This is a genomic window from Amycolatopsis sp. NPDC051071 (assembly GCF_040682875.1).
Classification (GTDB): domain Bacteria; phylum Actinomycetota; class Actinomycetes; order Mycobacteriales; family Pseudonocardiaceae; genus Amycolatopsis.
The window spans coordinates 1-21,949 of the sequence record NZ_JBFBBY010000127.1; the positions used below are offsets into that span (position 1 = coordinate 1).

The following is a 21,949-nucleotide window of genomic DNA, read 5'->3' on the forward strand; positions in this document are numbered from 1 at the left end:
CAATGCACTCAAAGAAACCTCAAACGAGGTTCAAAAACAATAAGCTCTACTGGCTTAGTTCACTAGCACACTGTTGAGTTCTCAAGCAACACACCCCGAATCACACCGAGCAACAGTATCACTGAAGCGCGGCCTTATCCGAAGCAGTCATTTCTTGGCTTTTGTTCGGAGCCTACCCTACACCTGCTTGAAACTGCCGTCTCAGCGGGGTCTGGTTACCTCTCCGGTTCGGGACCACCCACTCTACCACCAACTGGTGGGAGCTTGGTTCGTGTTCCCGGCGGCCGCTCGGTTTCCCTGGCGACGAAGAGAACGTTACACGGCCCGAAACCGGCTTTCACAGGGGGGTCCCTTTTTTCGCGCCGGGGCTCTGACCTGCGTCGATCTAGCTTTCGCCCGGGACCGGCTCCCCGTGCGTGGCGATGACCGTCAGCGCGACGAGGGCGGCGGCGAGCAGAGCGGTGACGTGGATGGGTGCGGGTGTGAACGACGCGGCGAGGACGAGCACCGCGGTCACCGGGAAGCCGATCGCGATCGGACGGCATTCGTTGGTGGGCCCGATGTGCATCAGCCAGACACTCAGCAGGTAGATCGCGACGGGCACGGTCGTGGCCATGGCGGCGGGCAGCGGCGCGACGTGCCCGGTGTGGGTGTCGTAGTCGACCGCGACTTCGAGTCCGGCGCCGAGCGCGGCCGCCGAAGCGAAGATCAGGTAGTGCCCGTAGCCCCAGCTCGCGACGGTGAACAGGTTCTTCGCCTTCTCGAGTCGCACGTGTCCGGGCTGGTCGAAGTACAGCCACCACAGTGAGAAGACCAGCACCAGCCCCGCGGCGGCGAGGGAGATCAGGCTGCCGGCGTGCTCCCCCTCGTCCAGCCCTTCCTTGACCGCCGTGGTCGCACCGAGGATGGATTCACCCAGCACGATGATCGTGAACAGGCCGTAGCGTTCGGCGATGTGGTGCGGGTGCCAGCCCGTCGGGCGACGTCGTTCGGCGATCATCGGCACCGCGAGTTCCGCGAGCAGCAGCAGGAAGAACGACGGCAGACCCAGTGACTCCGGCAGGCCGAGGCGCACGATCCACAGGATCTGGACGATCGTGATGCCGACGGCGTAGCGCAGTGCGGCCGGTCGGCACGATGAATCGGTTCGCGCGGCGCGCAGCCATTGCACGACCATCGCGAGCCGCATCAGGACGTAGCCGATCACCATGACCGTGAAGTCGCCGTCGAAGGCCGACGAGACACCGGCCGCCACGGTCAGTCCGCCGGCGATCTGCACCAGCGTGACCAGCCGGTACGGGACGTCGTCGGTGTCGAACGACGAGGCGAACCAGCTGAAGTTCAGCCAGCCCCACCAGATCGCGAAGAACACCATCCCGAAGCTGAGCACCCCGTGCCCGATGTGGTTCTCGGCGATCGCGTGATGCAGACCGGCCGCGGCCTGTGCGACGGCCACCACGAAACACAGGTCGAACAACAGCTCCAACGGTGTCGCGACCCGGTGTCCCTCGCCGGAATTCCGCATCGTCATCGGCCGGTACCAGACCCGCCGGCGACCCCGCCGCACAGAACTCTCCGCCATCGGTGCTCCTCGCGTTCTCGAACTGCGGAGATCTTCGCAGCCGGAACCGGTTGACACACCCGGAGAACGCGCGGCGGGTGGGCCCGGACGGGGTGCACCTCCCCAGGCGACCCCGCACGGACCCACCCGCGCGATTGCTTCACCGGGACGAGGCTGTCAGTGGTGGTGAGCCGGCTGCCGCCGAACGGTCCCCCGCGGACGCCGACGGCCGTCCACCGGCTCGTGACCGTAGGTGTCCATTCGGCGAAAACTCCGGACTCACCACGATCGCTCCCACCGATCGATCCATCCCCGATCGATCGACAGAAATACCACTGTCGGTAGCCAAGTCACAGCAGTGAAGGCTCCGTAAGGTCTACCCGGTTGCTCTAAGTAGCGCCAGAGGCTGACGACTTCAGTCACTCGGATGGAGCATCCGGTCTAGCCGACCGTAATCACGGGGGAGCGCCATCGCTCAGCCGCGTTGACTGTCGGCGGACGCCCTGGCGGCTTCCTCCCGCTCAGTGAGCAAACGCCGGTTCCGGCGCGTACGGAGTTCGATCACCGCGAGTACCAGTGCCGCGCAGGTCAATCCGGCGGCACACAACATCGCCGCGGTCAGCGCCGACGGGTAACCGCCGTTCGCGCCCAGCACCGCGTGGAAGATCGACGCGAGCACGACCGTGCCGATCGCGGTGCCGATCCGCTGCCCGGTCTGCAAAGCGCCCCCGGCCACCCCGGCCATCGACGTCGGCACGCATTCCAAGGTCAGCGTGGTGTTGGGTGAGATGACCATCCCGCCGCCGACACCGGCGACGAGCAGCGGCAGCGCGAACCACCAGCCGGCCGCGGGCCCAGGGGCATGACCGGCGAGAACAGCGACGGTGACCATCCCGGTGATCACCATGACCAGCCCGGTGACGGTGAGTTTGCGGCCCCACTTCGGCACCAGCCGTCCCGCGACGGCCGCGGAGACGGACGAGCCGATCGCGAACGGGGTGACGGCGAGACCGGACATCAGCGGCGTGTAACCCAGGCCCTGCTGGAAGAAGATGGCGAAGACCAGCCACATGCCGGTGAACCCGCAGAAGTACAGCGCGCCGACCGCGGCACCCGTGGTGTAACCCGGAGTGCCGGTGAACAGGCGCGTGTCCAGCAACGGCGGACGGCCGCGCCGCACCATCGAGCGTTCCCAGCGTACGAAGGCGAACCCGGAGATCACCGCGATGACGAACAGCCACCACAGGCCGCTGAGCCCGCCCTGTTCGGATTCTATCAACGGGAGCAGTACACCGAGCACCGCGACACCCAGCAGCATGATGCCGACGAAGTCGATCTCACCCCGCAGGCTTCTCGCCGGTCTTTCCGTCTTCGGCAGCCATCTCAGCGCCAATGCGAACGCGAGGATCCCGATGGGCACGTTCACGTAGAAGACCCAGCGCCAGCCTTCCGGGTCACCGAATACGGCGAGGATCACCCCGCCGAGCACCGGTCCGATCGCGGTCGAGATCCCGACGGTGGCACCGAACATGCCGAACGCGCGCCCTCGCTCCGCGCCGCGGAACAGGTCCTGGATCATCCCGCTGTTCTGCGGGGTCAACATGCCCGAGGCGAATCCTTGCAGGAGGCGCGCGATGATCAGCGTCGTCTCGTTCGGCGCCGCCCCGGCGAACGCGCTGGTCAGCACGAACGCGGCGAGTGCGAACAAGAACATCCGGCGGCGGCCGAGCGCGTCACCGAGTCTGCCGCCGGTCACCAGTACCAGCCCGAAGGCCAGCGCGTAGCCGGAGACGACCCACTGGATCGCGCCACTCGACGCGCCGATGTCCCGCTGGATCGACGGCAGCGCCGTGTTGACGATGCTGACGTCGAGCAGGCCCATGAACCCGGCGGCGAGGGAGACGGCGAGCGCCTTCCAGCGCCGAGGATCGGGTTCGAAGGTGGTCATCAGGTGCTGGCGGCGATCCCGGGAATGCCCTTGAGCTCACCGATCAGCATCGACGTCACCTTGACCGGGTAGTCGTAGAGCGCGAAAACAGTCTGGTTCTTGCCGACCAGCTTGAGGTGCACCGGGGTTTCGCCCTTGTGTGCGAGCAAGGTCTGCTTCAGCTCGCTGACCACCGACTGGTCGATCTTCTCCGCCGCGGCCAGCAGGACGAGTGGCATGTCCTCGTCGCCGTTCCCGATCTCGGACAGGTCGAGTGGCACGAGCCCGCCGCCGAAGATGGACATCTTGTCCTCGCGCCAGTTCACCCGGCCCTTGACCAGTACCGCGTTGTCCTCGATGAGGTCGGCGGAGAACATCGCGTACGACTTCGGGAAGTACAGGACCTCCAGCGAGGCGTCCATATCCTCGACGGTGCAAATCGCCCAGGGCTCGCCCTTTTTGTTGACCCGGCGCTCCAGCGAGGTGATCAGCCCGGAGATGATCAGCTCGCCTTCCTTGGGCGGGTCGGCGATGATCGCGGCGATCGGCCTCGGCGCGTGTTTACGCAGAATGCGCTCGGCGCCGTCCAGCGGGTGCGCCGAAACGTACAGGCCGAGCATCTCCCGTTCGTAGGCGAGGAGTTGCTTGCGCGGGTACTCCTCCTCGCCGAATTTCAGATGCGCGAGCGGCGAAGAGGACACGGCGGCCTCCCCTTCGTCGTCCCCGCCGAAACCGAAGAGGTCGAACTGACCCATCGCCTCCTGGCGTTTGAGCGGGACCACGGCTTCGACCGCGTCCTCGTGCACCTGGATCATCGAGAGCCGGGAGTTGCCGAGCGAGTCGAATCCGCCGGCCTTGATCAGCGATTCGATGACCCGCTTGTTGCAGGCCACCAGTTCGGACTTGTCGAGGAAGTCGGTGAAGCTGGAGTACTTCCCCTTCTCCTCGCGGGTCTTGATGACCGACTCGACGACGTTCGCGCCGACGTTGCGGACGGCACCCATGCCGAAGCGGATGTCGTCCCCGACGGCCGCGAACCTCAGCGCCGACTCGTTGACGTCCGGCGGGAGCACCTTGATCCCGAGACGGCGGCATTCCGAGAGATAGACCGCGGACTTGTCTTTGTTGTCACCGACCGACGTGAGCAGCGCGGCCATGTACTCCGGCGTGAAGTTCGCCTTGAGGTACGCGGTCCAGTAGGAGATCAGGCCGTACGCGGCCGCGTGACTCTTGTTGAACGCGTAGCCGGCGAACGGGAGGATCGTGTCCCACAGCGCCTTGATCGCTTCGGAGGAGAAGCCGCCGGGGAGCAGTTCGCTCGCCTTCATCCCCGCTTCGAAGCCCACGAACTCCTTTTCGAGGACTTCCTGCTTCTTCTTGCCCATCGCCCGGCGGAGCACGTCCGCGCGACCCATCGAGTACCCGGCCACCTTCTGGCCGATATGCATGATCTGCTCCTGATAGACGATCAGGCCGTAGGTGTCGGCCAGGATCTCCTTCAGGGGCTCTTCGAGCTCGGGATGGATCGGTTTGACCTTTTGCCGCGCGTTCTTGCGGTCGGCGTAGTCGTTGTGCGCGTTCATGCCCATCGGGCCGGGGCGGTACAGCGCGCCCACCGCCACGATGTCGTCGAACACCGTCGGCTGCATCCGGCGCAGCAGATCCCGCATGGGACCACCGTCCAGCTGGAACACGCCGAGCGTGTCACCGCGGGAAAGCATTTTGTACGTCTCGGGGTCTTCGACGCCGAGGGTGTCGAGGTCGATGTCGACCCCGCGGTTGGTCTTGATGTTGTCGATCGCGTCACCGATGACGGTGAGGTTCCGCAGGCCGAGGAAGTCCATCTTGAGCAGGCCGATGTTCTCGCACGACGGGTAGTCCCAGCCGGTGATGATCGAACCGTCGTCGCGCTGCCACAGCGGGATCGCGTTGGTGAGCGGCTCACTCGACATGATGACCGCGCAGGCGTGGACGCCGGCGTTGCGGATCAGCCCTTCGAGACCACGGGCCGTGTCGAAGATCGTCTTGCACTCTTCGTCGGTCTCGACGAGCGTGCGGACTTCGGCGGCTTCGCCGTAGCGCTCGTGCTTCGAGTCGACGATGCCCGAAAGCGGGATGTCCTTCGCCATGATCGGCGGCGGCAGCGCCTTCGAGATCCGGTCCGCGATCGCGTAGCCGGGCTGGCCGAAGTGGACGCGGGCGGAGTCCTTGATCGCCGCCTTCGTCTTAATCGTGCCGAACGTGATGACCTGCGCGACCTTGTCGACGCCGTACTTGTCGGTGGCGTACCGGATCATCTCGCCGCGACGGCGGTCGTCGAAGTCGATGTCGATATCGGGCATGGACACGCGCTCGGGGTTCAGGAACCGCTCGAACAGCAGCTTCTGCGGGATCGGGTCCAGGTTGGTGATACCGAGGACGTACGCGACCAGCGAACCGGCGGCCGAACCACGGCCGGGGCCGACGCGGATGCCGACCTTACGGGCGTAGTTGATGAGGTCGGCGACGATGAGGAAGTAGGCAGGGAAGCCCTTCCCGATGATGACGTCGAGCTCGATCTCGATGCGCTCGTTGTAGTACTCGTCCGGGACGCCTTCCGGGTACCGCCACTTGAGGCCGCGCGCGACCTCTTCCCGCAGCCAGGTGCCCTGGTCGTACCCGTCGGGGACCTCGAAGAACGGCAGCCGGTCCTTATGCGTGTAGACCTCTTTGTAGGACTCGACGCGCTCGGCGATCAGCAGTGTCGAGTCGGCGGCGCCGGGGACCTCTTTGTCCCAGTACTCCCGCATGTCGGCGGCCGACTTCAGGTAGTAACCGTCACCGTCGAACTTGAACCGGTTCGGGTCGTTCAGCGTCTTGCCCGCCTGCACGCACAGCAGCGCGGAGTGGGTGTCGGCCTGGTCCTTGGTGACGTAGTGCGAGTCGTTCGTGGCCAGCGGCCGGAGGTCGAGCAGCTTGCCGATTTCGAGCAGGCCCTCGCGGACCGACCGCTCGATCGGCAGGCCGTGGTCCATCAGCTCCAGGAAGAAGTTTTCGGCGCCGAAGATGTCCTTGTAGTCCGAGGCCGCCTGGATCGCCTCGGTGCGCTGTCCCAGCCGCAGCCGCGTCTGCACCTCGCCCGAGGGGCAGCCGGTGGTCGCGATGATGCCGTCGTGGTTCTCCGAGATCAGCTCGCGGTCCATCCGGGGCTTGCGGTAGTACCCCTGCATGCTCGCGAGCGAGGAGAGTTTGAACAGGTTGCGCAGCCCGGTGGCGTTCGCGGCGAGCATCGTCATATGGGTGTACGCACCGGCACCGGAAACGTCGCCGCCCTCGCCGAGCTCGTCGGCGCCACGCTGGTTCGACTGTCCCCAGAAGACCGGCTTCTTGTGGAAGCGGCTCTCCGGCGCGACGTACGCCTCGATGCCGATGATCGGCTTGAGCTCGTGCTTGATCGCCTGCTGGTAGAACTCGTCCGCGCCGTACATGTTGCCGTGGTCGGTCATCCCGACCGCGGGCATGCCCAGCCGCGCCGCCTCCTTGAACAAGGGGGCGATCTTCGCCGCACCGTCGAGCATCGAGTACTCGGTGTGCACATGCAGGTGGACGAAGGAATCGTTCGACACCAGCGAAAACCTCCCCTAGGCAGACGGGTCCCTGGCTGCGTGACGCTGGCCGGTCCTCCCACCCTAGGCTTGCCAAGATCATCAGCAACTCGCGGGGGGACGCGGTCGTCAGCCGATGCCGAGTCTCCTGGCTGAAGAAGATCAAATCCAGCAGCCTCGCCGTGTCCGCCGCCACCCGAACGGGGCAGCGACGCTCAGCCAGCCGGGCGTCGACCTCCTCCCCGTCGAACCACTCCGGATCGAAGCCGAAGCCGGCAGTTCCCGCGGCGTCGTGAGCAGCCATGATCCAAAAAGGCTTGCCGACCTGGGTATGGATGGGCAGACTCACCAGCCGCCCAAGATCACCGAACCGTCCGGAGAGTTGATGATCGACCTGCAGGCCATGAACGAACGCGTGATCGCGGAGTTCCGCGCGAACGGCCGCCGAGGCGATGGCCTCCCGACGCTGCTGCTCACCACCACCGGCGTCCGCACCGGACGACGGCACGTGACGCCGATGCTGTTCCTTGCCGACGACGACCGCTACGTCGTCTTCGCCGCCAACGGGGGTGCTCCCGGGCATCCGCATTGGTACCGCAACCTGATCTCAGAGCCGTCCGTCGACGTCGAAGCGGACGGAGAGGCCTTCACCGCTCACGCGGAGGAGATCACCGGAGCGGCCCGGGACCGTCTGTTCGCGAAGCAGGCGAAGGCGTTCCCGCGGCTGGCCGAGCACCAGTCGAAGACCAGCCGCCCGTTCCCGGTGGTCGCCCTAAAGCGCGTCTGACGCCGTTGTGACACTGGCCACCTCCGCGCGGGAATCCAGTGTCACAACGGAACTCTGTACCCGTGAAGGCGCCCAGCCTGGGTTCCGATTCCGGGGTGACTACCCCATCGACGCCGGCCTCGCAGCCTGGATCGGAGCCGTCGGCTGACCGCTTGACAAAGCGGTGAGCCGACCGCACGATCTCGTCTCATGAACCTGTCTGACAGCCAGACAGCCGGACACGGTGGTCCGCGGCGCATCAGCGCGATGGAGGCCGTACTGGCCCACCTGCGTGGCGCCATCGAGCGCGGTGAGTACCCCATCGGCACGAAGCTGCCGTCGGAATCCGCGCTCGGCAAGGAGTTCGAGGTCAGCCGTTCGGTCGTCCGCGAGGCACTGCGGGGACTGCAGGCACTCGGGCTCACCGTGTCCAAAACGGGCAAGGGGACCTTCGTGACCGCCACCGGGCCGGTCGAGAACCCCACGTTCGGGACCTACTCGGCCCGCGACCTGTTCGAGGTCCGGCGCCATGTCGAGATCCCCGTCGCCGGGTACGCGGCCCTGCGCCGCAGCACCGACGACCTCGATCTGCTCGGCCACCTCGTCGAGCGGATGGACCTCGAAACCGACAACACCGCCTGGGTGGCGCTGGACTCGCTGTTCCACATCAGCATCGCCCAGGCCTCGGGCAATCCGGTGTTCGGCAAGGTCATCGAGGAGATCCGGGACGCACTGGCGCGCCAGTCGGCCTTTCTCAACCAATTGGGTGGCCGTCGGACCCGCTCGAACACCGAACATCGTGAGATCGTCACCGCCATCGCCGCCGGCTCCGAAGCGGACGCCGTCGCGGCGATGACCTCCCATCTCGAACATGTCGAGGACGCGCTCACCACCATCGTGCGGCCGAGCCACCCGTCGCACCAGAACAAGGACGACTGACATCGTGACCGAACAGACCCTCAGCGCGGACGACAAGTCCACGCCGGTGCCTGCCGACGCCGGTGACGCCGGCTACGACAAGGCGCTGAAACCCCGCCACGTCAACATGATCGCGATCGGCGGCGCCATCGGCACCGGCCTGTTCCTCGGCGCGGGCGGGCGCCTCGCCCAAGCGGGCCCGGCACTCGCGATCGTTTACGCGGTCTGCGGTCTCTTCGCGTTCTTCGTGGTGCGTTCGCTCGGCGAGCTCATTCTGTACCGCCCCTCCTCCGGCGCCTTCGTTTCCTACGCCCGGGAATTCATGGGCGAAAAGGGCGCTTTCGTCGCGGGGTGGATGCACTTCCTGAACTGGTCGACGACCGGTATCGCGGATATCACCGCGATCGCGCTGTACGCGCATTTCTGGTCCTTCTTCACGCCGATCCCGCAGTGGGTACTGGCACTCATCGCACTCGCGGTGGTGCTGGCGCTGAACATGGTGTCGGTCAAACTGTTCGGTGAGATGGAGTTCTGGTTCGCCATCATCAAGGTCGCCGCGCTGGTGACCTTCATGGGGATCGGGATCTGGCTGCTGGTCACCCAGCAGCCGATCGACGGCCAGACACCCGGCTTCTCGCTGATTTCCGACCACGGCGGGATCTTCCCGGCGGGTGTGCTGCCGATGGTTTTGATCGTCCAGGGCGTCGTGTTCGCCTACGCCTCGGTCGAACTCGTCGGTGTCGCCGCGGGCGAGACGAAGGACCCGCGGAAGATCATGCCGAAGGCGATCAACTCGATCATGTGGCGGATCGGGGTCTTCTACGTCGGCTCGGTGGTCCTGCTGGCGATGCTGATGCCGTGGAGCTCGTACTCGAAGACCGAAAGCCCGTTCGTCACCGTGCTCTCACACGTCGGGGTGCCGCAGGCGGGCAACGTGATGAACCTGGTGGTGCTGACCGCGGCGCTGTCCAGCCTGAACTCGGGCCTCTACTCCACCGGACGCATCCTGCGCTCGATGTCGCTGGCCGGGTCCGCGCCGAAGTTCACCGGCGTGATGAACAAGAACCACGTGCCCTACGGCGGGATCCTGCTCACGTCCGCGGTCTGTGTGGTCGGTGTCGCCCTGAACGCCGTCGTGCCCAGCCAGGCCTTCGAGATCGTGCTGAACTTCGCGGCCATCGGCATCCTCGGCACCTGGGCGATCATCGTGCTTTCGCATCTGCTGTTCGTGCGCAAGGCCAAACGCGGCGAGGTCGAACGCCCGTCGTACCGCCTCCCGTTCTCGCCCTACACCGAGATCGCGACGCTGATCTTCCTCGCCGCCGTCGTCGTGCTGATGGGCTTCGACGAGACCGGCCGGATCACCCTGTACTGCCTGCCGGTGATCGGGCTGGCGCTGGTGGCGGGCTGGTTCGGCGTCCGCAAGCGGATCAACATGGACGTCTTCGAAAAGACGAAGCTGTGATCCCCGAAATCCGCGTCCCGACGCACGAACCGCTGGTGCGTCTCGTCCGCGACGGAATGGTGCGACGGCCGGGTCGCGATGGCGGGCGCGAGCTACCTCGGGCATACGCAGTGGGCTGTCGCGCCGTACGTCGACGAGCCGCTCGAAGCGCTGTGCCTCGCCGTCACCGCGTCGGAATTCGTCTCGACCTTCTACCCGGGCGGGATCCTCGCCGTCGACAACATGGTCTCGTGGTCGTCGCTGATCGGACGTCAGGAAGGCCGCTTCGCCGGCTTGCCGAATCCGTGGCAGACCAAGAAGACCCGCGCGGCCATGGCCCAGCTGCCGATTTCCGGCGCGGACGTCGCGGCCATCGGCAAGCAGGTGCGGTTCCTGCAGGACGTCTCCGAGCACGCCGAGCCCGGCGACGACTTCTGGGCGCCGTCGGATCACAGTGCGGAAGTCGCCGCGCTGACGACGCCGGTGAGCATGGTGACCGGCTGGTATGACCTGTTCATCTCCGCGCAGCTGCGCGACTTCAAGGAACTCGCCGCGGCCGGGCGTGAGCCCCGGATCACCATCGGACCGTGGGCACACGGCGAACCGGCCAGCATGAAGACGCTGGTGAGCGACCAGGTCGGGTTCCTGTCCGCTCATCTGCTCGGCGACCGCACCCCGCTGAGGCGGGCACCTGTGCGCCTGTACCTCCAGGGGGCCGAGCGGTGGCTGGACTTCGCGAGCTGGCCGCCGGAGTCCGAAGCCACCCCGTACTTCCTGCGTCCCAGCGCGCTTTCCACCGCGGAACCCCTGGAGTCGAAACCGGGCACTTTCACCTTCGACCCGGCCGATCCGACGCCGACCGTCGGCGGTCCACTGCTGTCGGGGGTGCGGAAGCAGCGCGACAACAAAGAGATCGAAGTACGCCGGGACGTGCTGCTCTTCACCGGCGACAAGCTGAAGAGCGATCTCGACGTCATCGGCGAGATCTCCGCACTGGTGCACGTGCGGACGGATCTCGGCCACGGCGACGTCTTCGTCCGGCTGTGCGATGTGGACGGACGCGGTATCTCCCGCAACGTCACCGACGGTATCCTCCGCCTGCGTCCCGGCAGTCCCGAGTCCGATGTGGACGGTGTGGTGGCCGCCGAGGTCCACCTCGACCCCACGGCGTACCGGTTCCGGCGCGGGCACCGGCTGCGGCTGCAGGTCGCGGGCGGCGCGTTCCCCCGCTTCGCCCGCAACCACGGCACCGACGAACCGGTCTTCAGCGCGGTGGACGGGAAACCCGCGCGGTTCGAGATCTTCCACGACCCCGCGCGTCCGTCCCGCGTCACGCTGCCGGTGTTCGCTGGTTAGGCCACCACACGCTGGTGGGTGGTCAGCCTGCCGTCGTCGTGCAGCACGTGGAACAGCAGCGACGGCGGCAGGTCGTAGTCGACCGGCCCACCGTCCTCCCACGGCCGGAGGCCGCCTTCCTCCCACGGGAACAGGATGCTCGACCCGACCGAGGGCGCCGACCGCAGCGGCACACCGGCGAACGTCGTCGACGCCGAGGCGTGAACGTGCCCGCAGAGCAGTGCCACCACCCGGGGATGACGCGCGAGCACCTCGGCCAGCTTGTCCTCGCCGTATTGACGCATCGCGTCCACCAGCGGCAGGCCGAGTGCGACGGGCGGGTGGTGGAAGGCGATGAAAGCGGGGCCGTCGCCGTCGGCGAGAACGCCGTCCAGCCAGGCCAGGGTCTCGTCGTCGAACCGCCCGTCGGGTTTGCCGGGGATGCTCGAGTCGGCCATGACGAAGGTGACGTCGCCGACGGTGTGCACCACGTTGACCGGTGCGTCGCTCGGCGCCTGGTCGAGCAGTCCTTCGCGGAACGGGCCACGTTGGTCGTGATTGCCGGGGCAGGTGAACAGCGGGACACCGGTCTTGAACAGTTCCGCCGCGCGCCGGTACTCCTCGATCGTGCCGTGGTCGGCGATGTCTCCGGTCACCAGGATCGCGTCGACCGGGGTCGCCAGGCTCTCCAGGTACCGCATGACGCGGGCGGTGCGTTCGTCCGCCCGGTCCCCGCCGTCGAGATGGTTGTCGCTCAAATGTGCCGTCACGAACATCGCTTCACCCCATGTCTTCCAGATATGACAACGTTTTCACCCAGTTCCGCACGAGCAGTTCCGCTGCCGTCGTGAGGTCGGAGGCGCGGATCGCCTCGGCGATCCGCAGATGCTCATCGATACTCTCCCGCGAGCGCTCGGTGCCACCGAAATAACTGGCGTCATAGCGCTTCAGCAGGGGTTTGGTCTGCTCGATGAGGCGCAGCAGATGCGGATTCGTGCAGCGGGAGAGCAGCAGCGAATGCCAGCGATGGTCCAAAGCGGACAGATCGCCCCGCTGCTCGAGTTCCGCGGTCATCTCGGCGGCGATCCGGTCCAGGCCGCCGGCGAGCCCGGCGAGGTCTTGCGGGGAACTCCAGCGGAGCGCGAGCGCTTCGAGTTCCGCGACGAGCGGATACAGCCGTCGTGCCTCGTCGGGATCGAACGGAGGCACGAGGAAACCGCGGCCCGGCGCCGAAACCAGCAGCCCGCGATCGGCCAGCCCGATCAGCGCCTCACGCAACGGCGTCCGGCTGACGCCGAGTTCGCGGGCGAGGTGCACTTCGTTGATCCGGCTGTCCGCGGCGATCCGGCCGTCGAGCACCCGCGCGGTGATCTCTTCCGTGAGGTCGCGCCGGAGCAGGTTCCTCGTCATCGGGACAGTATTGCATGCACTTCGGTCGTACTGTATTCAGTTAGGGATGACACGTATTCAGGATCTGGACGTCGAGCGCGCCCGCTCCGAGACTCCGGGGTGTGCGGAGGTGGTCCACCTCAACAACGCCGGATCGTCGCTGCCACCCGCTCGCGTGACCGACACGGTCATCGGCTACCTGCGTGAAGAAGCCCTGATCGGTGGATACGAGCAAGCGGCGGCCACCCTGGAGCGGCACGACGGCGTGTACGCGTCTGCCGCGCGGCTCGTCGGCGCCGAGCCGGACGACATCGCGCTGACCGACAACGCGACCAGGTCGTGGCAGGCGGTCTTCTACGCGCTGCCGTTCACCGACGGCGACAAGATCCTGACGTCGAAATCCGAGTACGCGAGCAACGTCATCTCCTTCCTGCAGACCGCGAAACGCACCGGCGCCGTCGTCGAGGTGGTGGAGGACGACGAGACCGGACAGCTCGACGTCGAGGACCTGAAACGCCGGATCGACGGCGACGTCAAACTGATCGCTGTCTCCCACGTGCCGACCCAGGGCGGGCTGGTGAACCCGGCCGAGGAGATCGGCGCGGTCGCGCACGCGGCCGGGATCCCGTTCCTGCTGGACGCGTGCCAGAGCGCCGGCCAGATCGACCTCGACGTCACGCGCCTGAACTGCGACGCGCTCAGCGTCACCGGCCGCAAGTACCTGCGTGGGCCACGCGGCACCGGGTTCCTCTACGTGCACCCGCGGCTGCGCGAGCGGGTCGAGCCCGCGATGCTCGACCTCCACTCGGCGTCCTGGACCGCACCGGAGAGTTACGAGGTCGATCCGACGGCCAAGATGTTCGAGGTCTGGGAACGTGATCACGCGGCGGTGCTCGGCCTGGGCGCCGCGATCGACTACACCCTCGAATGGGGTATGCCCGCCATCGAAGCCCGGGTCGCCGAGCTGGCCGGAAAACTACGCGACACGCTGCGAGGGATCCCCGGTGTCCGCGTCCACGACCAGGGCGTGCGGCAGTGCGGGATCGTCACATTCAGCCTCGCGAAAACGCCATCGGAGGAAGTGAAGCAGCATCTGACGGCGGCGAAGATCAACACGAGCGTCGCACACGCCACGTCCGCCCAGTTCGACTTCACCGCACGCGGGCTACCGCCGATGGTCCGGGCTTCGGTGCACTACTTCAACACCGATGACGAGATCGCGCTCCTCGTCCGTGAGGTCGAGAAGCTGGCCTAGCTTTTACTGACAGAGCACTACCCGGGCGACCCAAGGGCGTCCGGCGCGCGCTGTCCGGGCGGCCGCCCGCGCCGCACCCGATCCACGAGCACACCCTCGAACGCCTGGACCGGTTCGACGCGGGAGCCCGCTTTCGGAGGACGCGCCGAACCCCGGCTGCCCTTTCCAGCGGCGCCGGTGGCGAGTTCGAGCGGGTCGCGCCCGGGAGGCACGGCACGCACTCGCGTGCTCAAACACGTCACACGCGTGCTTGAGCACGTCACACGCGTGCTTGAGCACGTCACACGCGTGCTTAGAGACGGATCTCGCGTGCGGCAGCCAGGCACGTGAGTTCCGTCCTTGAGCACGCGAGTCACGTGCTCAGGCACGCGAGTTCCCTCTTCAAGCACGCGAGTTCCGCCTTCAAGCACGCGAGTTCCCTCTTCAAGCACGCGAGATCCGCCTTCAAGCACGCGAGTTCCGCCTTCAAGCACGCGAGTTCCGCCTTCAAGCACGCGAGTCACGCCTTTGCCCTGGCCGCCAGCCCCGCGATCGGGCCGGTCACAGCGAGCCCGGGGCACCACGCCACTCGCGCCTTCCCCTCAAGAGAACCCGAATCGCCACTTATGACCCACGCACCTAGCCCCTTTCTAGGCGCCGAACCAACCGGCGACGTCGAGTCGGAAGCCGTCCGCAGGCGCCATCGTGCGCAAGTCGGTTTCGAGCGCGCGGACCCTGTCGGCACCCAGCGCGTCGACCCAGTCCTCGCGGAGCTGCTCGAAGATCACCGCGGACCGGCCGAGTGAGTCGAGTCCGCGCGCGGTGAGCCGCACGACCTTGCGCCGCGCATCGGCCGGGTCGTCGGCGCGCTCGACGTAGCCGAGCCGCTCCAGCTTGTCGACCGTCTTGCCCGCCGCCTGCTTCGTGACGCCGAGCCGCCGCCCGATCTCGCTCGCCGTCGCGCCGTCGCGGCCGATCGCCTGCATGGCGAAGCCGTACGCGGGACGGACGTCGGGGTGCCCCTGCGCGGCCAGCTCGACGTGCAGCCGGTCGGCAATCGTGCGGAATCCCGCGAACAACAGCAGCGGCAGCTCGAAGCCGGGCGGATCGGAAACTCGCTTGCCTTGTTCGACAACCTGGTTTACCTTTTCGTCAACCACGTTGTCTACCTTAATGAGGCCGCCATGTTTCCCGACCACACCCTCGAAACCGCTCCCCCGGCCGCACGCCGTTCGATGGAGGCGACCATCCGGCACCTGGGCCATCTTCCCGCCGCCGTCGCCCGGCTGGCGACGTCACCGGAACTGCTCGACGGCTTCCTGAAGCTGAGCGCGAGCTTCGAACGAACGACCCTCGAACCGATCGCGCGCGAGACGGTCGTGATGACCGTGGCGACCCGCAACGGCTGCCACGTCTGCGTCGAGATGCACACCGGCAAACTGAAGGGCCTCCACGCGGACGACGACGTCATCGCGGCCCTGCGCTCGGAGGAGCCCGTGCCCGACGCGCGCCTGGAGGCCATCCGCCAGTTCACTCTGGCGGTGCTCGAAACCACCGGCGACGTGGACGACGAGACGCTTCAGGCGTTCCTCGGGCACGGATACACCACGCGGAACGCCCTGGAAGTCGTCATGGGCATCGGGACCTACACGATGTCGACCCTGGCGAACCGGCTGGTCCGCGTCTGATAGCGGTCCGTGATCGCCGCACGACGGCGACATCACCCCTTTGGCCGCCGATCTTGATGTATCTGGGCAGCCCCGGCCGGCTCCTGTCTTGTGCAGCCGAAAGTTCGCCACCCGCGGCGCGGCGCACCGGCGGTCTGGCCTGCCGAGGGGGCAGACCAGACCGCCGAAACCGAAAACGTGTTCCACAGGGTGGGGGTACGTGAAGGCCCCCTTCGCCCGGCTGAGCCGAGTGAAGGGGGCCTTCACGTGTCTGGGGTCTCGTGAGTGATCCGGGTCGTTAGAACGACCCAAATCACTCACGACGGCGGTGGGCGCAGTAGGGATCGAACCTACGACCGCTCGGGTGTAAACCGAGTGCTCTCCCGCTGAGCTATGCGCCCGGAAGGTGACGCCCCGGAGGGCACCACCGCTGAAGACTCAGGCCAGCGAGGCCACGGCCTTCTTCCACGCCTGCTGGTCACGCGCCTCGCCGGGCTGGTTGATCTCGGCGAACCGCACGACACCGTTCTTGTCGATCAGGAAGGTGCCACGGGTGGCAAGGCCCGCCGCCTCGTTAAAGACGCCGTAGGCCTTCGCGACCTCGCCATGCGGCCAGAAGTCCGAAAGCAGCGGGAACTGGTAGCCCTCCTGCTCGGCCCACGCCTTGAGCGAGAACGGGGTGTCCACGGACACACCGATCACCTGGACGCCCTGGCCGTCGTAGTCCGCGAACTCGTCACGAAGCTGGCAAAGCTCGCCCGTGCAGATACCGCTGAACGCGAACGGGTAGAACACCAGCAGCACCGGCTTCTCGCCCTTGAAGGACGACAGCTTCACGGCCTGCTTGTTGTAGTCGTTGAGCGTGAAGTCCGGGGCTTGCGATCCGACCTCGACGGCCATACCGGCGGTTTCCTCTCAAGAGCGAACAGGGGCCTGCGACGACAACCCTATCGTGTCGCTCGCACGCCTCCTGAGGTCACCGCTTGGTCTTGGACGACTTCGGCGACACCAGCCGGGTACCCGCCCACTTGGGGCCCGCGCTGATGTTGGCCGTCTGCGCCAACCCCACCTGCGGCACCGCTTCGGCGATCTCGCTCGGCTCGACATGTCCTGGCTGTCCTGTCTTCGGGGTCAGCACCCAGATCACACCGTTCTCGTTCAGGGGGGTCCGGACCTCGATCAGCGTGTCGCCGAGATCACCGTCGTCTTCGCGCCACCACAGCAGCACCACGTCGATGACCTCGTCGGCGTCCTCGTCGAGGATGTCGCCGCCGATCTGCTCCTCGATCGCCGCACGAAGATCGTCGTCGACGTCCTCGTCCCAGCCGATCTCCTGGACCACCATGTCCGGCTTGATCCCAAGCCTTTCGGCGACGCTGCTCTGATCAGCGTCTCCCGCGGCGACCACTGCTGTCACTCCTCCAACTACGACGGAGCGTGGTGTTCGCTCGGCCGGATCGACCGGGCGGGCACCACACTCGGGTACACGATGCCCGTTAGCGAACACTGGTGAGGCGCTGTGCGCAACCGTCCACACCGGATCTTGAACAACTCGTGTCGCGACGTACGGACATTCGGACCACCGGCGCGTGGTCAATTCGGGCGCACTTGGGCACCCCGGAACCCCCTGCTTTAGGGTGGGAGAGAAAACGCGCGCGCGGATACAACCGCGTGCGAGGCGTGTCGCAACCGGGTCTACGACGTTACCGATCAGTAGCAGTGACGAGAACGGACCGGAGTACGACGATGGAAGGCGAACACGCCCGCGTACGAGCACAACCAGCTACCACCTTTCGCAAGGAGACCCCTTGGCCCCGCAGAACGACGGCGCCTCCGGCAAGGAGACCCCGGCACGCGTCCGTGTCATCCGTGACGGATTGGCGGCGCACCTGCCCGACATCGACCCGGAAGAGACGGCCGAATGGCTGGACTCCTTCGACGAGGCGCTGGCCAGGGGTGGTCAGCAGCGCGCCCGGTACCTGATGCTGCGCATCCTCGAGCGGGCAAGGGAACGCCACGTCGGCGTTCCGGCGCTGACGTCGACCGACTATGTCAACACGATCCCCACCGAGAACGAACCCTGGTTCCCCGGTGACGAGGAGATCGAGCGCCGGTACCGCGCCTACATCCGGTGGAACGCCGCGATCATGGTGCACCGCGCGCAGCGTCCCGGCGTCGGCGTCGGCGGGCACATCTCGACCTATGGCTCGTCCGCGGCGCTGTACGAAGTGGGCTTCAACCACTTCTTCCGCGGCAAGGACCACTCCAGCGGCGGCGACCAGATCTTCATCCAGGGCCACGCCTCCCCCGGCATCTATGCTCGCGCGTTCCTCGAGGGCCGCCTGAGCGAGAGCCAGCTGGACGGGTTCCGCCAGGAGTTCTCACACGCGGGCCCGGGCGGCGGCCTGCCGTCGTACCCGCATCCGCGGCTGATGCCGGAGTTCTGGGAAAACCCGACCGTGTCCATGGGCCTCGGCCCGATGAACGCGATCTACCAGGCGCGATTCAACCGCTACCTGCGTGATCGCGGCATCAAGGACACCACCGACCAGCACGTCTGGGCGTTCCTCGGCGACGGCGAGATGGACGAGGCGGAATCGCGCGGCCTCATCCACGTGGCCGCGGGCGAGGGCCTCGACAACCTGACCTTCGTGATCAACTGCAACCTGCAGCGGCTCGACGGCCCGGTGCGCGGCAACGGCAAGATCATCCAGGAGCTGGAGTCGTACTTCCGCGGCGCCGGCTGGAACGTCATCAAGGTCATCTGGGGCCGCGAGTGGGACTCGCTGCTGCACGCGGACCGCGACGGCGCGCTGGTCAACTTGATGAACACCACACCGGACGGCGACTTCCAGACCTACAAGGCCAACGACGGCGCCTTCGTCCGCGAACACTTCTTCGGCCGCGACCCGCGGACCAAGGAGCTGGTCAAAGACCTCACCGACGCCGACGTCTGGAACCTCAAGCGCGGCGGGCACGACTACCGCAAGGTCTACGCGGCCTACAAGTCGTCGCTGGAGCACCACGGCCAGCCGACGGTGATCCTGGCCCACACCATCAAGGGTTACGGCCTCGGCCCGTCCTTCGAGGGCCGCAACGCCACGCACCAGATGAAGAAGCTCACCCTCGACGACCTCAAGCTGTTCCGGGACTCGCAGCGCATCCCGATCAGCGACGAGGAACTCGAGCGCGACCCGAAGCTGCCGCCGTACTACCACCCTGGCAAGGACTCGGCGGAGATCGAATACATGATCGGCCGCCGCAAGGCGCTCGGCGGGTTCCTGCCGGAGCGTCGCCCGAAGGCGTCGAAGGCGCTCGTACTGCCCGGTGACAAGGTCTACGAAGGCATCCGCAAGGGCTCGGGCAAGCAGGAGGTCGCCACCACGATGGCGTTCGTCCGGCTCGTCCGTGAGCTGGCGAAGGACTCCGAGATCGGCAAGCGGATCGTCCCGATCATCCCGGACGAGGCCCGCACGTTCGGTCTCGACTCGATGTTCCCGACGGCCAAGATCTACAACCCGCACGGCCAGACGTACACGTCGGTCGACGCGAGCCTGATGCTGGCCTACAAGGAGTCCGAAAAGGGCGTCATCCTGCACGAGGGCATCAACGAGGCGGGCTCCACCGCGTCGTTCACCGCCGTCGGCACCTCGTACGCCACGCACGGCGAGCCGATGATCCCGATTTACATCTTCTACTCGATGTTCGGGTTCCAGCGGACCGGTGACGGCCTCTACGCGGCGGCGGACCAGATGGCCCGCGGGTTCGTGCTCGGCGCCACCGCCGGCCGCACCACGCTGACCGGTGAGGGCCTGCAGCACGCCGACGGGCACTCGCTGCTCCTCGCGGCGACCAACCCGGCCGTCGTGGCCTACGACGCGGCTTGGTCGTTCGAGATCGCCCACATCGTGCGGGACGGCCTCCGCCGGATGTACGGCGAGACCGGGCCGGACGGCAACGGCGAGAACATCTTCTACTACATGACGATCTACAACGAGCCCTACCGGCATCCCGCCGAGCCGGAGAACCTCGACGTCGAAGGCCTGCTCAAGGGTCTGTACCGCTACGCCGACGCGCCTTCGGGCGACGGTCCGGAGGCGCAGATCCTGGTGTCCGGCGTGACCATGCCGGACGCGCTGCGGGCGCAGAAGATGCTCGCCGAGGAGTGGGGGGTACGCGCGGCCGTCTGGTCGGCGACGTCGTGGACCGAGCTGCGGCGCGAGGCCGTCGAGATCGACCACGAGAACCTCCTCAACCCGGGCGGCTCTTCACGTGTGCCGTACGTCACACAGAAGCTGTCCGGCACGAACGGGCCGGTCGTCGCGGTGTCGGACTGGATGCGCGCGGTGCCGGACCTCATCCGCCCGTGGGTGCCGAACGACATGCTGACGCTGGGCACCGACGGGTTCGGGTTCTCCGACACCCGCCCGGCCGCCCGGCGGAAGTTCCTGGTCGACGCGCAGTCGATCGTGGTCGGCACGCTGAGCGCGCTCGCCAAGCGCGGCGATGTCGAGCAGGCGAAGGTGGCGGAGGCCGCACGCAAGTACCGCCTCGACGACGTCGCGGCCGCGGGGCCGCAGTTGTCGGACTCCGGTAGCGCCTAGCGAACGCGATGAAGGGGACTTTCCTTGCGAAATCGCAAGGAAAGTCCCCTTCGTTGCATCTGGCCACGGTCAGGCTAGGGTAAGACATCGGATGTTTGCGACTGAGCGGGAAGGGTGAGCGAGTGTGACGAAGCGTCGACTGCCGAAGCCGAGTGAGCTGAAGCAGATCCTGCGGCCGAAGCCGATCGTGCTCAACCCGACCGAACGGCGGCTGGCCGGCGCGCATACGATCGCCGACCTCCGCACGATCGCCCGCAAGCGGACGCCGCGGGCGGCGTTCGACTACACCGACGGCGCCGCGGAACTGGAAGACAGTCTCCGTCGCGCCCGGCAAGCCTTCCGCAACGTGGAATTCCACCCGAATGTCCTGCGCGGTGTGTCCGATGTGGACACGAGCAAGGAGATCCTCGGCAAACGTTCGGCGCTGCCGTTCGCGTTCGCGCCGACCGGGTTCACGCGGATGATGAACCATGAGGGCGAGTCCGCGGTCGGCCGCGTCGCCCAGCGCAACGGCATCCCGATGGGGTTGTCGACGATGGCGACGACGTCGATCGAGGATCTCGCGGCGGCCGCGCCGGAGGCCCGCAAATGGTTCCAGCTCTATGTCTGGCGCGACCATAAGGCGGGCGAAGATCTGATGAATCGCGCCTGGGCCGCCGGCTTCGACACCCTCATGCTGACGGTGGACACCCCGGTCGCCGGCGCGCGGCTGCGCGATGTCCGCAACGGGCTGACCATCCCGCCCGCGCTCACGCTGAAGACGTTCGTCGACGGTGCGACGCATCCGGCGTGGTGGTTCAACCTGCTGACCACCGAACCGCTGACCTTCGCGTCGTTGAGCCACTTCGACGGCACGGTCGCCGAGCTGCTCAACAAGCTCTTCGACCCGACGCTGAGCTTCGACGACCTCGACTGGGTCCGGCAGACCTGGCCGGGGAAGCTGGTGATCAAGGGCATCCAGAACGTCGACGACGCGCGTGACGTGGTCGAACACGGCGCAGACGCGGTGCTGCTGTCCAACCACGGCGGACGTCAGCTCGACCGCGCGCCGACCCCGATCGAACTGCTGCCGTCGGTGCTCGACGAGATCCAGGGCAACGCCGAGGTGTGGGTCGACACCGGCATTCTTTCCGGTGGCGACATCGTGGCCGCGCTCGCGCGTGGTGCCGACGCGGTGCTCGTCGGGCGCGCGTTCCTCTACGGCCTGATGGCCGGGGGCGAGCGCGGCGTCCAGCGGTGCGTGGACATCCTGCGCGGGGAGATCGTCCGGACCATGCAGCTGCTCGGCGTCCGCACCCTCGCCGACCTGAAGCCGTCGCACGCGACCCTGCGCTGAGCCCCTCCGGGATGTCATGAGGGGTCCCCATGGGACGAAATTTGTCCGATGGGGACCCCTCATGACGTTCGGGGAGGCACCGATCCCGCCGCGTTTCGTCCTCTTGTTGCGGTCCATGCACGTGCAAGGACCGCAACAAGAGGACGAATTGCGGGTTTTGCCTTCACCGTGTTGACGAGACACA

The 21,949-nt window shown here is 66.9% G+C and carries 15 protein-coding genes, 1 tRNA gene and 1 pseudogene; 8 read left to right on the plus strand and 9 right to left on the minus strand.

Annotation, left to right across the window (positions count from 1 at the left end):
* Nucleotides 1-385: 385 nt before the first annotated feature.
* The 3 genes from AB0M65_RS30705 to dnaE form a co-directional block, all read right to left on the minus strand.
* On the minus strand, nucleotides 386-1,582 hold the full coding sequence (locus tag AB0M65_RS30705) for a low temperature requirement protein A (protein ID WP_364035275.1): 1,197 nt from the start codon (nucleotides 1,580-1,582) through the stop codon (nucleotides 386-388).
* 454 nt (nucleotides 1,583-2,036) lie between these two features.
* Complete coding sequence (locus AB0M65_RS30710; protein ID WP_364035278.1) at nucleotides 2,037-3,509, minus strand: MFS transporter; 1,473 nt, start codon at nucleotides 3,507-3,509, stop codon at nucleotides 2,037-2,039.
* The gene (gene dnaE, locus AB0M65_RS30715) at nucleotides 3,509-7,093 is read right to left on the minus strand and encodes a DNA polymerase III subunit alpha (RefSeq protein WP_364035281.1); all 3,585 of its coding nucleotides are present in this window, start codon (nucleotides 7,091-7,093) and stop codon (nucleotides 3,509-3,511) included. The genes AB0M65_RS30710 and dnaE overlap by 1 nt, the downstream gene beginning before the upstream one ends.
* A 310-nt stretch (nucleotides 7,094-7,403) precedes the next feature.
* Here dnaE and AB0M65_RS30720 point away from each other — a divergent pair, with 310 nt between their 5' ends.
* The 4 genes and pseudogenes from AB0M65_RS30720 to AB0M65_RS30735 form a co-directional block, all read left to right on the plus strand.
* Entirely contained in the window at nucleotides 7,404-7,859 is a 456-nt protein-coding gene (locus AB0M65_RS30720) for a nitroreductase/quinone reductase family protein (protein WP_364035284.1), read from the plus strand.
* Nucleotides 7,860-8,105: 246 nt separating this feature from the next.
* Complete coding sequence (locus AB0M65_RS30725; protein WP_364035314.1) at nucleotides 8,106-8,777, plus strand: FadR/GntR family transcriptional regulator; 672 nt, start codon at nucleotides 8,106-8,108, stop codon at nucleotides 8,775-8,777.
* Nucleotides 8,778-8,781: 4 nt separating this feature from the next.
* Entirely contained in the window at nucleotides 8,782-10,221 is a 1,440-nt protein-coding gene (locus tag AB0M65_RS30730; RefSeq protein WP_364035287.1) for an amino acid permease, read from the plus strand.
* A gap of 42 nt (nucleotides 10,222-10,263) precedes the next feature.
* Nucleotides 10,264-11,556 (plus strand): annotated as a pseudogene (locus AB0M65_RS30735) (CocE/NonD family hydrolase); the annotation flags it as partial.
* On the opposite strand, the gene AB0M65_RS30740 reads toward AB0M65_RS30735, so the two are convergent.
* Both AB0M65_RS30740 and AB0M65_RS30745 read right to left on the minus strand, forming a co-directional pair.
* Nucleotides 11,553-12,311, minus strand: a complete 759-nt coding sequence (locus tag AB0M65_RS30740; protein WP_364035290.1) for a metallophosphoesterase — start codon at nucleotides 12,309-12,311, stop codon at nucleotides 11,553-11,555. The pseudogene AB0M65_RS30735 and the gene AB0M65_RS30740 sit on opposite strands and share 4 nt — an antisense overlap.
* Nucleotides 12,312-12,315: 4 nt before the next feature.
* Nucleotides 12,316-12,945 (minus strand): GntR family transcriptional regulator, encoded by a 630-nt coding sequence (locus AB0M65_RS30745; protein ID WP_364035293.1) that lies wholly within the window; start codon nucleotides 12,943-12,945, stop codon nucleotides 12,316-12,318.
* 46 nt (nucleotides 12,946-12,991) lie between these two features.
* On the opposite strand from AB0M65_RS30745, the gene AB0M65_RS30750 reads away from it, so the two are divergent.
* Nucleotides 12,992-14,179, plus strand: a complete 1,188-nt coding sequence (locus tag AB0M65_RS30750) for an aminotransferase class V-fold PLP-dependent enzyme (RefSeq protein ID WP_364035296.1) — start codon at nucleotides 12,992-12,994, stop codon at nucleotides 14,177-14,179.
* Nucleotides 14,180-14,808: 629 nt separating this feature from the next.
* Here AB0M65_RS30750 and AB0M65_RS30755 read toward each other — a convergent pair.
* On the minus strand, nucleotides 14,809-15,318 hold the full coding sequence (locus AB0M65_RS30755; RefSeq protein ID WP_364035299.1) for a MarR family winged helix-turn-helix transcriptional regulator: 510 nt from the start codon (nucleotides 15,316-15,318) through the stop codon (nucleotides 14,809-14,811).
* 24 nt (nucleotides 15,319-15,342) lie between these two features.
* On the opposite strand from AB0M65_RS30755, the gene AB0M65_RS30760 reads away from it, so the two are divergent.
* Complete coding sequence (locus AB0M65_RS30760) at nucleotides 15,343-15,846, plus strand: carboxymuconolactone decarboxylase family protein (RefSeq protein WP_364035302.1); 504 nt, start codon at nucleotides 15,343-15,345, stop codon at nucleotides 15,844-15,846.
* Nucleotides 15,847-16,154: 308 nt separating this feature from the next.
* Here AB0M65_RS30760 and AB0M65_RS30765 read toward each other — a convergent pair.
* From AB0M65_RS30765 to AB0M65_RS30775, 3 genes are all read right to left on the minus strand, one after another.
* A tRNA-Val gene (locus AB0M65_RS30765) sits at nucleotides 16,155-16,226 on the minus strand.
* Between the two features lie 37 nt (nucleotides 16,227-16,263).
* Nucleotides 16,264-16,725 carry a peroxiredoxin gene (locus AB0M65_RS30770; RefSeq protein WP_364035305.1) on the minus strand — a complete coding sequence of 154 codons (462 nt, stop codon included), beginning with the start codon at nucleotides 16,723-16,725 and terminating at the stop codon, nucleotides 16,264-16,266.
* A gap of 76 nt (nucleotides 16,726-16,801) precedes the next feature.
* The gene (locus tag AB0M65_RS30775; protein ID WP_034311133.1) at nucleotides 16,802-17,233 is read right to left on the minus strand and encodes a DUF3052 domain-containing protein; all 432 of its coding nucleotides are present in this window, start codon (nucleotides 17,231-17,233) and stop codon (nucleotides 16,802-16,804) included.
* Nucleotides 17,234-17,633: 400 nt separating this feature from the next.
* On the opposite strand from AB0M65_RS30775, the gene aceE reads away from it, so the two are divergent.
* Entirely contained in the window at nucleotides 17,634-20,429 is a 2,796-nt protein-coding gene (gene aceE / locus AB0M65_RS30780; protein WP_364035308.1) for a pyruvate dehydrogenase (acetyl-transferring), homodimeric type, read from the plus strand.
* A gap of 124 nt (nucleotides 20,430-20,553) precedes the next feature.
* Nucleotides 20,554-21,765, plus strand: a complete 1,212-nt coding sequence (locus AB0M65_RS30785; protein ID WP_364035311.1) for an alpha-hydroxy acid oxidase — start codon at nucleotides 20,554-20,556, stop codon at nucleotides 21,763-21,765.
* Nucleotides 21,766-21,949: the final 184 nt, after the last annotated feature.